General features: G+C 69.4%; 9 protein-coding genes. 1 reads left to right on the forward strand and 8 read right to left on the reverse strand.

Features of this window, described 5'->3' with window-relative positions; genetic code table 11:
• From VFR64_22680 to VFR64_22715, 8 genes are all read right to left on the reverse strand, one after another.
• Positions 1 to 820: acetyl-CoA carboxylase carboxyltransferase subunit alpha (locus tag VFR64_22680; protein ID HET9492540.1), on the reverse strand; the 820-nt coding region annotated here is incomplete at its 3' end.
• Positions 804 to 4,283 carry a DNA polymerase III subunit alpha gene (gene dnaE / locus VFR64_22685; protein HET9492541.1) on the reverse strand — a complete coding sequence of 1,160 codons (3,480 nt, stop codon included), beginning with the start codon at positions 4,281 to 4,283 and terminating at the stop codon, positions 804 to 806. The genes dnaE and VFR64_22680, both read right to left, overlap by 17 nt.
• A 94-nt stretch (positions 4,284 to 4,377) precedes the next feature.
• Complete coding sequence (gene guaA, locus VFR64_22690; GenBank protein ID HET9492542.1) at positions 4,378 to 5,928, reverse strand: glutamine-hydrolyzing GMP synthase; 1,551 nt, start codon at positions 5,926 to 5,928, stop codon at positions 4,378 to 4,380.
• A gap of 19 nt (positions 5,929 to 5,947) precedes the next feature.
• Entirely contained in the window at positions 5,948 to 7,108 is a 1,161-nt protein-coding gene (locus VFR64_22695; GenBank protein HET9492543.1) for a GuaB3 family IMP dehydrogenase-related protein, read from the reverse strand.
• Positions 7,109 to 7,222: 114 nt separating this feature from the next.
• Positions 7,223 to 7,996, reverse strand: a complete 774-nt coding sequence (locus VFR64_22700) for a type III pantothenate kinase (GenBank protein HET9492544.1) — start codon at positions 7,994 to 7,996, stop codon at positions 7,223 to 7,225.
• Between the two features lies 1 nt (position 7,997).
• Complete coding sequence (locus VFR64_22705) at positions 7,998 to 8,708, reverse strand: biotin--[acetyl-CoA-carboxylase] ligase (GenBank protein HET9492545.1); 711 nt, start codon at positions 8,706 to 8,708, stop codon at positions 7,998 to 8,000.
• Positions 8,705 to 11,341 (reverse strand): valine--tRNA ligase, encoded by a 2,637-nt coding sequence (locus VFR64_22710; protein HET9492546.1) that lies wholly within the window; start codon positions 11,339 to 11,341, stop codon positions 8,705 to 8,707. Before VFR64_22710 ends, VFR64_22705 begins: the two co-directional genes overlap by 4 nt.
• A 10-nt stretch (positions 11,342 to 11,351) precedes the next feature.
• Positions 11,352 to 12,401: a hypothetical protein gene (locus VFR64_22715; GenBank protein ID HET9492547.1), complete on the reverse strand. Its 1,050-nt coding sequence runs from the start codon at positions 12,399 to 12,401 to the stop codon at positions 11,352 to 11,354.
• 22 nt (positions 12,402 to 12,423) lie between these two features.
• Here VFR64_22715 and lptG point away from each other — a divergent pair, with 22 nt between their 5' ends.
• Complete coding sequence (lptG, locus tag VFR64_22720) at positions 12,424 to 14,763, forward strand: LPS export ABC transporter permease LptG (GenBank protein ID HET9492548.1); 2,340 nt, start codon at positions 12,424 to 12,426, stop codon at positions 14,761 to 14,763.
• The last annotated feature ends 37 nt before the right edge of the window (positions 14,764 to 14,800 follow it).

Raw genomic sequence — 14,800 nt, forward strand, 5'->3', positions numbered from 1 at the left:
TCTCCCAGTCGCGGTGGGCGCCCCCCGGCGCCTCCGGCACCACCGCGTCGATGACCCCCAGGCGCAGCAGGTCTCTGGCGGTGATCTTCATGATCTCGGCGGCCTCCGGCGCCTTCCCCGCGTCGCCCCACAGGATCGCGGCGCAGCCCTCCGGAGAGATCACCGAGTAGACCGCGTACTCGAGCATGAGCACGCGGTTGCCCATGCCGATCGCCAGGGCCCCCCCGCTGCCCCCCTCGCCCGTGACCACGGCGATGATCGGGGTCCGCAGCCCCGCCATCGCTTTGAGGTTGCGGGCGATGGCCTCGGCCTGTCCCCGCTCCTCGGCGGCGATGCCCGGATACGCTCCCGGGGTGTCGATGAAGGTGATGACCGGCTTCTCGAACCTGTCCGCCATCTGCATGAGGCGCAGGGCCTTGCGATAGCCCTCCGGGTGCGGCATCCCGAAATTCCGCGCGAGCTTCTCGCGGGTCTCCCGTCCCTTCTGGTGGCCCAGCACGACGACCCCGGTGCCTTCGAAGCGCGCCAGCCCCCCGACGATGGCGGGATCGTCCCCGTACAGTCGATCGCCGTGGAGCTCGAGGAAGTCCTCGAAGAGCAGGCGGCAGAAATCGCGGGTATGCGGACGGCGCGGATGCCGAGCCAGCTGCGTCGTCTGCCAGGCGGTCAGGCTGGCGAAGGTCCGTTGGCGCAAGCGCGTCAGCCGCTCCTCCAGGCGCGCGATCTCGTCGCGTTGATCCGGGTCGTCCTGAGCCTGCAGCTCGGCGATCCGCGTCTCCAGCTCCAGCAGCGGCTGCTCGAACTCAAGCGCTTCCGGCATGCTCCACCCGGCTGGCGTCCGGCCCGAGCAGCTCGTCCAGCTTCTTCAGCAGCTCGGGGTTGGGGGTCACGGTCAGGGCTCTCGCGCGAACGACCACCTCCTGTGTGGGCAGCAGCACGTGCAGGTAAACGGGAACGGATCCCCGATAGCCTCCGCACAGCGTCTTGACGGCGCCGATCAGCCCCTCGGCGCCCTCGCCGGCGGACAGCCGGATACGCAGCGCGCTGGGCTCGCCGGCCGGAGCGCTGCGCGTGGCGGCGGCCTCCTGCAAGGCCTGGGCGAGGGGCCGAACATCTTCGGCCAGGACCACCCGTCCCTTGTCGCTGTCGTCCAGGCGGCCGCGGATCAGCAGTGGCTCGCGGGAGCGCAGGTGCTCGGCGGCCGCCTTGAAGGGCTCGGGGAAGATGGTCACCTCCACCGTGCCGTTCATGTCTTCGAGCGTCACGAAGGCCATGCGGCTGCCACTCTTGGTGGACGTCTCCTTGACCGCGGCCACCTGGCCGAACAAAAGAACCCGGCTGCCCGGGCTCTTCCCGGCGAGGTCGGCCGTGCCGGTGATCCCCAGAGAGTCGACGAGGGATCCGTAGCGGGCGAGCGGGTGGCCCGAGATGTAGAAGCCCAGCACCTCTTTCTCGAAGGCCAGCCGCTCATCGTCGTCCCACTCCGGCACGACGCTGATCGGCTCGGCCTTGGGCACGGCCGCGGGCGCGGGCAGCAGATCGAAGAAGGAGGCCTGACCTTCGACCCGCTCGCGCTGGCGGCGTTGTCCGGCCTCCAGCGCCGCGTCGACGGTGCTCATGAGATGGGCGCGCGAGAGCCCCAGGCTGTCGAAGGCGCCCGCTTTGATCAGGCTCTCCAGCACCCGGCGATTCACCAGGCGCAGGTCCACGCGCGCACAGAAGTCCTCCAGGCCCGGGAAGGCGCCATCCTTCTCCCGGGTGGCCAGGATCGATTCCATCGCCGCCTCACCCACGTTCTTGATGGCGGCGAGCCCAAAGCGGATCGCCCCGCCCGACACGCTGAAGGTCACCTGGGAGACGTTCACGTCCGGCGGGTCCACCCGGATCCCCATGGCCCGACACTCTTCGATGTACTTCACGATCTTGTCGGTGTCGCCCATTTCCGAGGTGAGGAGCGCGGCCATGAACTCCACGGGATAGTTGGCCTTGCAGTAGGCGGTCTGGTAGGCCACCAGGGCGTAGGCCGCGGCATGGCTCTTGTTGAAGCCGTAGCCCGCGAACTTCTCCATCAGCTCCCACACGCGCTCGGCCTTGGCCGTCGCCGTTCCCCGCTCCCGGCAGCCGGAGAGGAACTTGTCGCGCTGCTGGGCCATCAGCTCGCGATCCTTTTTGCCCATGGCCCGACGGAGCGTGTCGGCCTCCCCCATGGTGAACCCGGCCATCTCGGAGGCGATCTGCATGATCTGTTCCTGGTAGACCATGATCCCGTACGTTTCCCGGGTGTACGTCTCCATGGCCGGGTGCTCGTACGTGATCTTGGCCCGCCCGTGCCGCCGGTGGATGAAGTCCGGGATCAGCTCCATCGGCCCTGGCCGGTAGAGGGACACGATGGCGATGACGTCTTCCAGGCGCTCGGGCCGCAGACCGCGCAGCGCGTCGCGCATCCCCGCCGACTCCAGCTGGAACACGCCGAAGGTCTTGGCTTCCCCCAGCAGCTCGTAGGCGGCGGCGTCGTCCAGAGGAATGCGGTCAAGGTCCAGCTCGATCCGCTGCGACTGCCGGAGCAGGGTGATCGTGTTGGCCAGGACGGTGAGGGTGCGCAGCCCCAGGAAGTCCATCTTGAGCAGGCCGAGCTTCTCGATCGGCCCCATGGCGTAGCCGGTGATGAGCTCCGGGCGCTTGGGATCCTTGTAGAGCGGGATGTGCTCGTCCAGCGGCTCGTCGGAGATCACGACGGCCGAGGCGTGGACGGAGGCGTGACGCGTGCCGCCTTCCAGGGCCCGGGCGATCTCCCACAGCTCCCGCACCTGGGGCTGAGCCCGCACCATCTCGGCGAGCGGCGGCGACTTCTGGTAGGCCTCGTCCAGGGTGATGTTCAGGGGAAAGGCGGGAACGAGCTTGGCGATCCGGTCGACGTCGGCGTAGGTCATGCCCAGCACACGCCCCACGTCGCGGATCGCCGCCTTGGCGCCCAGGGTGCCAAAGGTGATGATGTGGGCCACCCGGTCCCGACCATACTTCTCGGCCACGTATCGGATCACCTCGTCGCGACGATCGTCGGCGAAGTCGATGTCCATGTCAGGCATCGACACGCGCTCGGGATTGAGGAACCGCTCGAAGAGCAGGCCGTAGCGGAGCGGATCGATGTTGGTGATCCCCAGGCAGTAGGCGACGAGCGAGCCCGCCGACGACCCCCGGCCCGGCCCCACCGCGATCCCCTGCTCGCGAGCCCACCGGATGAAGTCCCAGACCACCAGGAAGTAGCCGGCGAAGCCCATCTTCTCGATGATGCCGATCTCGTGGCGGAGGCGGGCCTCCACCGCATCGCCAGTGGCCGGGCCGTAGCGACGGACGAGGCCCTGGCGGGCGAGGTGCTCCAGGTAGCTGTTGAGCGTGTGCCCATCCGGGACCACGTACCGCGGCAGGTGGAACGAGCCGAACTCGAGCGTGACGTTGCACCGCTCGGCCACGGCCAGGGTGTTGCGGCAGGCCTCGGGCAACTCGGCGAACACCCGGGCCATTTCCTCGGCCGACTTCACGTAGAACTCCTCGGTGGAGAACCGCCACCGGCGCGGATCGAGCAGGGTGGATCCGGTCTGGATACACAGCAACGCTTCGTGGGCCCGGGCGTGGCCGGCTTCCAGGTAATGGGAGTCGTTGGTGCCCACGATGGGAGCGCCGAGGGCGCGCGCGATGGTGAGCGTCTCGGCCGTCACGCGCCGCTGTTCCTCCAGGCCGTGAGCCTGAACCTCCATGAAGTAGTGGTCCTTGCCGAAGACCTCGCGGTACCACCCGGCCGCGACCGCCGCCTTGTCGACGTCGCCGGCGCTGATCAGGCGCGACACCTCGGAGTTCAGGCACCCTGAGAGCACCAGCAGCCCGTCGGCGTGAGCCGCCAGGAGCTCCTTGTCGACCCGTGGCTTGTAGTAGAAGCCCTCGAGGTACGCCTTGGAGACCAGCTTGATCAGGTTCTTGTACCCGGTCAGGTTTCGGGCCAGGACGGTCAGGTGGTTGGCACCCTCGTAGCCGCCGTCTTGAGAGCCTCGCTCCCGCCGGTGGCCGGGGGCCACGTAGAGCTCGCAGCCCAGGATGGGCTTGAGCCCGGCCTTCTGCGCGGCCAGGTAGAAATCGACCGCGCCGAAGAGATTGCCGTGATCGGTCAGGGCCAGGGCGGGGAACCGGAGCTCCCTGGCCTTGGCCACCAGCTTCTCGAGCTGGGCGGCCCCGTCGAGCAGGCTGTACTCGGAGTGGACGTGGAGGTGGACGAATTCGGCGTGGTTCATTTATCTGGAGGGGGCCTCGGCGGCCCCCTCCAGGGCCTCCCCCGAGGATTGCGCCGGCCAAGCCGGCGCTCGAACGCGCCCGGTCCTCATCCTTTCACTCCCATTCAATCGTCGAGGGGGGTTTCGAGGAGATGTCGAACACGACCCGGTTCACGCCCTTGACCTCGTTGGTGATGCGGCTGGAGATGCGTCCGAGGAGGTCGTAGGGCAGCCGAGCCCAGTCGGCCGTCATCGCGTCCTGGCTCATCACGGCGCGCAGGGCGATCACCTGGGCGTAGGTCCGAAAATCGCCCATCACGCCGACCGTCCGAACGGGCAGCAGGACCGCGAAGGCCTGCCAGAGCTCCCGCTCCAGCCCGGCCCGCCGCACCTCCTCCTGCACGATGGCGTCGGCCTCCCGCAGCAGCGCCAGGCGCTCCGGCGTGACGTCACCCAGTAGCCGGATGGCCAGCCCGGGGCCGGGGAACGGCTGCCGCCACACGATCTCCGCCGGCAGGCCCAGGAGCTCGCCCACCCGCCGAACCTCGTCCTTGAACAGCTCGCGCAGCGGCTCCAGCAAACGGAACTGCATCCGGGTGGGCAGGCCGCCGACGTTGTGGTGCGTCTTGATCGTGGCCGACGGCCCCTTGAACGAGACCGACTCGATGACGTCGGGATACAGCGTCCCCTGGGCCAGCCAGGGGATGTGGCCGAGCCGGCGGGCTTCGTCCTCGAAGACCGCGATGAACTCGGCCCCGATCCGCTTGCGCTTGATCTCAGGGTCGCTCACGCCTCGCAACACGTCCAGGAAGCGTTGAGCGGCGTCGACGTGCACGAGCGGGATCTTGAAGGTGTCGCGAAACGTGTGCACGACCGCACTGGCCTCGCCTTTGCGGAGCAGGCCATTGTCGACGAACATGCAGGTCAGCTGCTCACCGACCGCCCGGTGAACGAGCACGGCGACGACCGCCGAATCGACCCCGCCGCTGAGCGCGCACAGCACGCGGTCCTGCCCGACCTTGCCGCGGATGTCCTCCACCGCGCTGTCGATGAACGAGGCCATGGACCACGCGCGTTTAACCCCACAGACCTCGAGGAAGTTCTCAAGGATCTTCCGACCCTGGGGGGTATGGGCGACCTCGGGGTGGAACTGCACGGCGTAGAGACTGCGCTCCTCGTCGGCCATGGCCGCCACCGGACAGTTGGCGGTCGCCCCCAGCGGGCTGAACCCCTTCGGCGGCTTGAGCACGGTGTCTCCGTGGCTCATCCATACGCTCAGGCGGCCGTCCCGCTCCGGCTCGACGCCCTCCAGCAGCCGACTGCGGCCGGTGAGCCGGACCTCGGCCGCCCCGTACTCACGGCGCTCCGCGGGCACCACGTGGCCGCCGAGCAGGTAGCCCATGGCCTGCATGCCGTAGCAGATCCCCAGGACCGGTACGCCGAGATCGAACAGACCGCGTTCGGGCAGCGGGGCCCCCTCCTCGTAGACGCTGGAGGGCCCGCCAGACAGGATCAGCCCGCGATAGCCGGCGGCCCGGATCTCCGCCAGCGGCTGGCTACAGGGCACGACCTCCGAGTACACCCCGAGCTCACGGATCCGGCGCGCGATGAGCTGCGAGTACTGCGCGCCGAAATCGAGGACCGCGATCTTGTCCCCCGTCTCCACGGCTGGCTCCCCGACGGGGTTACCGCGCGCGTCCGACTTTCTGGGCTTGCTGAAAGACCTTGCCTTCGGTCTTGATCGCCGGCGCGATGATCAACTCGGTCTGCTGCAGCTCGCGGATGTTCCGGGCTCCCACCGAGCCCATGCACGTGCGGATCGCCCCCACCAGGTTCAGCGTGCCGTCCTCCGTGAAGGCCGGTCCGAACAGGATCTGCTCGAGCGGGCCGGCCACGCCCACGCGGATGCGGGTCCCGCGAGGGAGGTTCAGGTGCGGCGTGGCCATGCCCCAGTGATAGCCACGACCCGGCGCTTCCACGGCCCGCGCGAAGGCCGAGCCGATCATCACCGCGTCGGCGCCCGCCGCGAAGGCCTTGCACACGTCGCCGCCAGTGGTCATGCCCCCGTCGGTGAAGATGGGGACGTAGCGACCCGTCTGCTTGTAATGGAAGTCCCGGGCGGCCGCCGAGTCGGCGGTGGCCGTGACCTGCGGCACCCCGAGCCCGAGCACCTCTCGACTCGTGCAGGCGGCACCCGGACCTACGCCGATGAGCAGCGCGTCCGCGCCGCACTCCATGAGCTCCAGGCAGGCCTCGTAGGTCACGCAGTTGCCGATGACGAGCGGGATCGCCAGCTGACGCTTGAGCTGCCGGAAGTCGACGGGCGTGTACTCGGTGGCGAAATGCCGCGCGGTGGTGACCGTGGACTGCACGACGAAGATATCGGCGCCCGCTTCCTGGGCGATCTGGGCGAAGCGCTCGGCCCGTTGCGGGATCGAGGAAACGGCGACCGCGCTACCGCCTTTCTTGATCTCCTGGATGCGGCGGTGGATCAGCTCGTCCTTGATGGGCTCACTGTAGATCGACTGGATGATCCGGGTGGCTTCCTCCTGGCTGGCCGAGACGATCCTCGCGATGACGTCCTCCGGGTTGTCGTAGCGCGAGAAGATCCCCTCGAGGTTGAGGACGGCCAGACCTCCTAGCCGCCCCATCTCGATCGCCAGCTCGGGCCCGACGACGCCGTCCATCGCGGCGGCGATGATCGGCAGCTCGAAGCGACGGCCGCAGAGCTCCCAGGAAATGTCGACCTCGTTCGGGTTCACCGTGAGCGTCCCCGGCACAAGCGCGATGTCGTCGAACCCGTAGGCCACCCGCGCCTTGCGCCCCCGGCCGACCCACATCCCCATCCGACTCCCCCCTTCGTCCCTGAGTGAGAGATCCGCCCCGACGCCCCGTATATAGGGATCGCCGGGCTGCCCTATACAAGATTTGGTGCAGTATAGCGACCACCCTGCAGGGTGTCAATGAACCCCCCCTGCCCTCTCCCAGAGCAGGCGCAGGCCCTCGAGCTTGAGGTCGGCGTTGACGTGCTGGATCGACCGGCTGACGCCCGAGATCAGGGAGACCAGGCCTCCGGTCGCGGCCACGCTCGCGGGGGCGCCCATCTCCTGGCGCATGCGTTCGACCATGCCGTCGACCAGTCCCGCCCAGCCGTACACGACACCAGACTGGATGTTGCTCGTGGTGTCCCGCCCGATTGCCTGGGGTGGGCAGACCAGCTCCACGCGGGCCAGGCGGGCCGCCCGGCTCAGCATCGCCTCGACGGAGATCCCCAGCCCGGGGGCGATTGCCCCTCCGATGAATTCGCCGGCGGCATTGACGCAGCTGAACGTCGTCGCCGTGCCGAAGTCCACGACGATCAGCGGGGTGCCGTACAGCGCGGTGCCCCCGACCGCCGCCAGGATCCGGTCCGGCCCGACCTCGCGGGGGACGGGCACGGCCAGCGGCATGCTCGTGTTGACGCCGGGCTCGACGAAGAAGGGCGTGCGCCCGAAGTACTTCTCGGCCATCCACTCCAGCGTCTGCTGGACCGGGGGCACGACGTTGGAGATGGCGATGGCGGTGATGTCCTGGGTGGCGATCCCCCGCGTCCGCAGGAGCATCTCGATGAACACGCCGTACTCGTCGGCCGTCTGCTCGCGGCGACTGGTCAGTCGCCACGACACGCGCAGGTGAGAGCCGTCGAACACCCCGATGGTCGTGTTGGTGTTGCCGACGTCGGCGACGAGCAGCACCTCAGCTCTCGAGCGCGCCGGCCAGCACGCGATGCCGGCCGCCGGCCGTGTCGAGGATCAGGGCGCCCTCGGCGTCGACGTCGCGGGCCACGCCGCGGGCGCCGTCGACGGTCACCTCCCGGCCCAGGGTGTCGCTGAGCTCGATCCAGCGCCGCCGCACGACGTCGAATCCTTCGGCCTCCAGGCGCCGCCGCCAGGCGTCGAGACCGTCGAGCAGCGCGGTGAGCAACACCTCCCGATCCACGGTTAACCCCGTTTCGAGGGCCACCGACGTGGCTCGGTCGGCCAGGGCGCCGACGAAACGGCGCTGGCCGAGATTCACGCCGATGCCGAGGATGGTGATCACCGGCCCCCGGCCCAGCCGCGTCTCCAGGAGGATCCCGGCGATCTTGCGGGACCCGACGAGGACGTCGTTGGGCCACTTGAGCCGGGGCGAGACCGGAGCGACCGACGCCAGGGCCTCCGCGACCGCCACCGCAGCGGCGTACGAGAGCATCGGCAAGCGGGCCGGCTCCAGTGCGGGCCGGAGCACGATCGACAGCAGCAGGCTCGATCCGGGCTCGTCCTCCCAGCGCGCTCCCCGACGGCCCCGGCCGGCGGTCTGGTGCTCCGCCACGACCGCCGTGCCGTCCGCGGAGCCCCGCTCGGCCAGCTCGAAGGCCACCGCCTGGGTCGAGGCCACGCTCCCCACCCGAACGACCGGAGGCCTCACGCGCCTCCTTCCTCGATCGCGGCCAGGCTCGCCTCCAGCTTGGCCTTCAGCCGCCGCTGCTCACCCAGCCGCTCGCGCTCCTTGGCCACGACCTCGGCGGGCGCGCGCTCCACGAAGTCCGCCCGCCCGAGCTTGGCCTCGAGAAACGCGATCTGCTCGGCGGCGCGTCGGATCTCCTTGTCCAGACGGGCGCGCTCGCCAGCGAAGTCCACGACCCCGGCGAGCTGCACGTAGATCTCCGAGCGGCCGACGACGGCGAGGGCCGAGCCGGACGGGCGCGTCGCGCGAGGGTCCAGGGTCAGCCGGCAGCGAGCCAGGGTCTCGACCAGCGCCCGATGGGCCTCGATCACCTCGGCGTGCTCGGAAGCCGGACGCAGCAGGACCTCCAGCCTCGCGCCGGGCGCGATGCGCATCTCGCCCCGGATGTTGCGAATCGCCGTGACGCTCTGCATGAGCACCGCCATGTCCCGCTCGGCGTCCGGCGCGACCAGGGCTGCGCTGGCCCGGGGATACGAGGCCACCATGACGGAGTCGCCCTCGTGGGGCAGCCGCTGCCACAGCTCCTCGGTGATGAACGGCATGAACGGATGCAGCAACCGCAACGTCGTTTCCAGCACGGTCACCAGTGTGTGCTGCACGCGCTGTCGTTCGGCCGGGCTATCGGCCCGGTAGAGCGGGCCCTTGGCGGCCTCCAGGTACCAGTCGCAGAAATCGTTCCACAGGAACTGATAGATCGCGCCGGCGGCATCGTTGAACCGATAGGCCGCCAGCGCGTCACGGACCGAGGTGATCGTCGCCTGGAGCCGACTCTGGATCCAGCGCCCGGGCAGCCCTGCCGGGCCGGTGTCCCCACCGGGCTCGTAGCCGTCGAGGTTGGAGAGGACCAGGCGGGCGGCGTTCCAGAGCTTGTTGGCGAAGTTGCGGTAGCCCTCCACCCGCTCGTCGCTGATCCGGATATCGCGGCCCTGGGCGGCCAGCGCGGCCAGCGTGAAGCGGAAGGCGTCCGTGCCGTACGTATCCATGAGGGCGAGCGGATCGATGACGTTGCCCTTCGACTTGGACATCTTCTGGCCCTCGGCGTCCCGCACGAGGGCGTGGATGTAGACGTCGCGGAACGGCTCGGCCCGCATGAAGTGTAGGCCGAGCATGGCCATCCGGGCGACCCAGAAGAACAGGATGTCGAAGCCCGTCACCAGCACCGAGGTCGGGTAGTACTTGCGCAGTTCCGGGGTGTCGTCGGGCCAGCCCAGCGTCGAGAATGGCCACAGGCCCGAGGAGAACCAGGTGTCCAGGACGTCGGGATCCTGACGCAGCGGGCCGCCGCACTTCGGGCACGCGCTCGGCTCCGTGCGCGCGACGTGCACCGAGCCGTCGCTGTCGCAGTACCAGGCCGGGATGCGGTGGCCCCACCACAGCTGCCGCGAGATGCACCACGGGCGGATGTTCTCCATCCACTGGTCGTAGGTCTTGGTCCAGCCCGTCGGGATGATGGTGATCCGCCCGTCGTGAGCGGCGGCCAGCGCGCCCTCGGCCAGCGGCTTGACGTGGACGTACCACTGCTTGGAGACGAGCGGTTCCACGACCGTCTTGCACCGGTAGCAGAGGCCCACGGCGTGACGGTACGGCTCCCGACGCTCGATGAGCCCCAGGGCCTGCAGATCGTCGACGATCTTCCGGCGCGTCTCGAAGCGGTCGAGGCCGGCGTACTTCCCGGCGGCCTCCGTCATTCGGCCGTCGAAGCCGATAACCGTGCGGACGGGCAGGTTGTGGCGCCGCCCGATCTCGAAGTCGACGGGATCGTGTCCGGGCGTGACCTTGATGACCCCGGTGCCGAACTCCGGGTCCACCGCCTCATCGGCCACGACCCTGATCTCGATCTCGCCCTCCACCGAGGGGATCCGCAGCGTGCGGCCGACGTAGGCGGCGTAACGCGGATCGCGCGGGTGGACGGCCAGGCCGGTGTCGCCCAGCTTGGTCTCGGGCCGCACGGTGCCCAGCGTCAACGGGCCGTACTTGATGTAGACGAACTCCGCGTCGCGCTCCTCCCGCTCCACCTCCAGGTCGGACAGCACGGTCTGGCAGCGCGGGCACCAGTTGACGATGTAGTCGTCCCGGTAGATCAGGCCGGCGTCGTACAGCCGCACGAACGCTTCGCGCACCGCCCGCGACAAGCCCTCGTCCAGGGTGAAGCGCAGGCGGGTCCAGTCGACGGAGGCACCCAGCCGCCTGAGCTGGCGGAGGATGGTGCCGCCCGCCTCGTCCGTCCACCGCCACACCCGGGCCACGAACGCCTCGCGGCCGAGGTCCTCCTTGCGCTTGCCCTCGGCGAGGAGCTGGCGCTCGACCACGACCTGGGTGGCAATGCCGGCGTGGTCGGTGCCAGGCTGCCAGAGCGCGTCGAATCCGTCCATCCGCTTCATGCGGATGAGCACGTCCTGCAGGGTGAACGTGAACGCGTGGCCCATGTGCAGGGCGCCCGTCACGTTGGGCGGCGGGATGACGATGCAGTAGGCCGGCTTGGCCGAGGCCGGGTCGGCCCGGAAGTACCCGAGCCGCTCCCACTCCGGATACCAGCGCGCCTCGGCGGTGGACGGATCGTAGCGATCAGCGATCGGGGCCGCCGGAGGCTTCATCGCGGGCCGTTCATTGTAGCACCGGGGCCGCAGCCGTCAGCCGCCACTGTCCTCCACGACGGCGGAAGATCAGGGACCAGGGGCCCAGATCGCCGGCGGTGGCCGCCACCGAAACGGTTGCGGGGTCCGGCCCCTGAGCGGCGTCACAGGCCAGGGCCCGCTCGAGTCGTGCCGGAAGCTGCTCGCGCAGCTTGGGATCGGGAACCAGCGCCGCCAGCCGGGCGCGATCCCCCGACGCCAGCGCCTCCACGAGGGCGGCCACCGCCTGGTGCAACGCGCGGTGCCAGGCATTGTGCTGGCGGACGCCGACCCGGACGAACCGCTCGGCGTCCGGGCTCGCGCGGAAGACGTCTTCCTGCTCAGTCTGGGCCTCGCAGCCGGGGATCCAGCCCGGATAGCGCAGCTCGTAGCGGACCCGAACCTCGCCGTTCTGGACGCGCCACTGGCGCGCCATCAGCCCCTCGGGGAACAGATCCGCCGTGCTCCAGACCACCGCCACGTCCTCGCCGCGCTGGCGAACGAGATCGACCCGGAGCGAGCGCGTACCCCGCCCGGTGGCCACGCCTTCCCAGACGATCAACATCATCGGGTGGCCGTTCGAGCCGGCGAGCGGAAACAGGCTGGGCCGGCCCTGACGCTGCAGCGCGGCCACCAGGCGCGATTCACCGTCTTGCGTCCCGTAGACGCGGACGGCGCTGGCCCCCGGGCCCTCGCCAAGCTGGAAGGTGCCGACCGTCAAGGCGCCCACCCGGTGCAGTTGCAGGCGGGCCCCACCCCAGGCCTCGGCGAAGCCATCCATCCGCAACTGGAGAAACGCGGGGGCTGCGAAGACGCCGCCGCTGGCCAGGCTGTCGACCACCTCCTCGTCGAGCAACGCGTAGATGTCCCGATAGGCTTCGAAGGCGCGATCGGCGTCGGCCAGCTCGGCGATGCTCAAGCGCGCGGCCGCCAGGTCCCGGAAGCGATCGAGGCGATCGGAGGGATTGTCCGCGGCCAGCGGCGAGGCGGCCAGGCAGACGACCACCACGCCGGCCAGGCCAGGAAAGGACTTCCAAGTCATTTTGCTATGGTACAACAGGCCGATGCGGCTTCCCGGGCTCACCGTCCTCGACCGTTACCTCCTGCGGGAGCTCATCGCGCCCTTCGCGCTGGGGGTCACGCTCTTCACGTTCTTCCTCATCATCGACCGCCTCTACCAGCTCACCGAGCTGGTCATCACCAAGGGCGTGCCGTTCCATCTGGTCCTGCAGCTCCTGGTCTTCATGCTGCCGTCCTTCCTGGCTTACACGCTGCCGATGGCCCTGCTGGTCGCGGTGCTCCTGGCCGGCGCCCGCATGGCCGCCGATCTGGAGATCGTCGCCTGCAAGGCGGCGGGACTGAGCCTGTGGCGCCTGTTCCGTCCGGTGCTGGTGGCCGGCCTCCTCGTGTCCCTGGCCGGAGCCGGGCTCACCCTCTACCTCACGCCGGCGGCCAACCGCCTCTTCCAGCAGCAGCTGTTCGTCATCCTGCAGTCCCGGGCGGTCAGCGCCCTCACCGAGCGCGTGTTCAACACGAGCTTCTCCGACGTGATGATCTACGTGGAGGAGATCAGCGCCTCCCAGGTCGGGCTGCGCGGGGTCATCGTCTCCGACGAACGCGACCCCTCGGTCAGCCGCATCATCACAGCCCGCGAGGGCCGCCTGATCCCCGACGAGCCGCAGCGGCGCATCACCCTGCGGCTGATCGACGGCGCCGTCAACGAGGCCGACGTGGTCCCGGCCAGCCCCCAGGCCGCCGGCGGGGCCGCCGGGCCCAAACGCTACCGGTACACGGCGTTCGCCATCTACGACATGACGCTGTCGCTGGAATCGTCCCTCAAGGGGATCGGCCGGCTGGAAAAGCCGGAACGGGACCTGGGAACGGCCGCGCTGCGTGAGCGCATCGCGGCTCTCAGTCAGGATCCCCAGAGCCGGATGGTCTTCGAAACGGAGCTGCACAAACGCCAGGCCCTTCCGGTGGCCGCCCTCGTTTTCGCCCTGGTGGCGTTTCCCCTGGCCGTGCGGTCCCACCGGGGCGGTCGCAGCGTCGCCTTCATCGCCACCCTGGGAATCCTGCTGTTCTACTACCTCACGCTCACCTCGCTCGAGAGCCTGGCCCTGCGGCAAGGGATGCCCCTGGGCCTGGCCATCTGGGCGCCGAACATCCTGCTGGCCGCGATCGGCACCGTCATGATGGTGGTGACGGCCCGGGAGCTCCGGGCCCCCCGGCTGCACCGGGTGTGGCAGATCAGCAACGCTCTGTGGGAGCATCTGCCCCGCCCGCGCACGGGCCGCCGCCGGCGCCGCGGCGGCGGCATCGACACGACCTTCATCATCGACCGCTACCTGCTGCGACAGTTCTTGGGGTTCGTGGCCATGGGGCTCCTGGTGGCCACGACGCTCATCATCGTCGTCGACCTGGTGAGCACCCTCGATCGCTACCTGCGCATCAAGCCGCCTCTGCTCTACATCGCCGAGCACTTTCTCTTCTTGATCCCCATCGCGCTGCACCAGGGCCTGCCCGTGGTGATGCTGATCGCCACGATCTTTCTGTTCCTCACGCTCAGCCGGTGGCACGAGCTCACCGCGCTCAAGGCGGCCGGCATGAGCCTCTATCGGATCAGCGCGCCGATCCTCATCACCGGGTTGCTGGCCTCCATCGGCGCCGGCCTCTTCCAGGAGTTCGCGCTGCCCATCCTCAGCACCGGCCGCGAGGAGGTGGATCGCGTCAAGATCCGCGGTCAGCTTCCCCGGCACCTGCAGACCCGGACCCGCCTGTGGCTGCGCAGCGCGGAGCGCCGCTTCTATCGGGTCGAGCTGCTGAACCCGGCCAGCCAGGATCTGTACGGAATCACCATCCTCGAGGTGGACGGCGATTTCCGTCTGGTCAGCCGGATCGACGCCCGGCACGCCCACTGGAGCCCCGACGGGTGGGAGTTCGTGGACGGCACGATCCGGGAGCTCGACACCACCGGGCAAGTGACCACGGTGCCCTTCGTGCGCACCGCCGTCGAGCTCGAGGAAAGCATCCAGGACTTCACCGACGTGCAGAAGCGACCCACCGAGATGAGCTATCGCGAGCTGCGGGACTACGTGGCCAAGCTGGAGGCCGCGGGGTTCCGGGTCACCAAGTACCTGGTGGGCATGTACGGCAAGCTGTCCGGCCCACTGGAGAGCCTGATCATGATCCTGGTGGCCATCCCCTTCGCGCTCCAGGCCCCCCGCGGGGGCCGGCTCTACGGCACCGGGCTGGCCATCGCCATCATGGCCGGCTATCTGGTCGTCGACCGCTCCGCCCGCGCGCTGGGGCAGGCCGAGCTGCTGCCTCCTCTGCTGGCCGCCTGGACCGCCAACGTCATCTTCCTCGGCGTGGGCACAGCGTTGTTCTTGCGCTCGCGAACGTGACCCGGGGCACAAGCGGCGCCAACCGTAAGGCTGGATG

It is taken from the genome of Candidatus Methylomirabilota bacterium (genome assembly GCA_035709005.1).
GTDB lineage: Bacteria > Methylomirabilota > Methylomirabilia > Rokubacteriales > CSP1-6 > 40CM-4-69-5.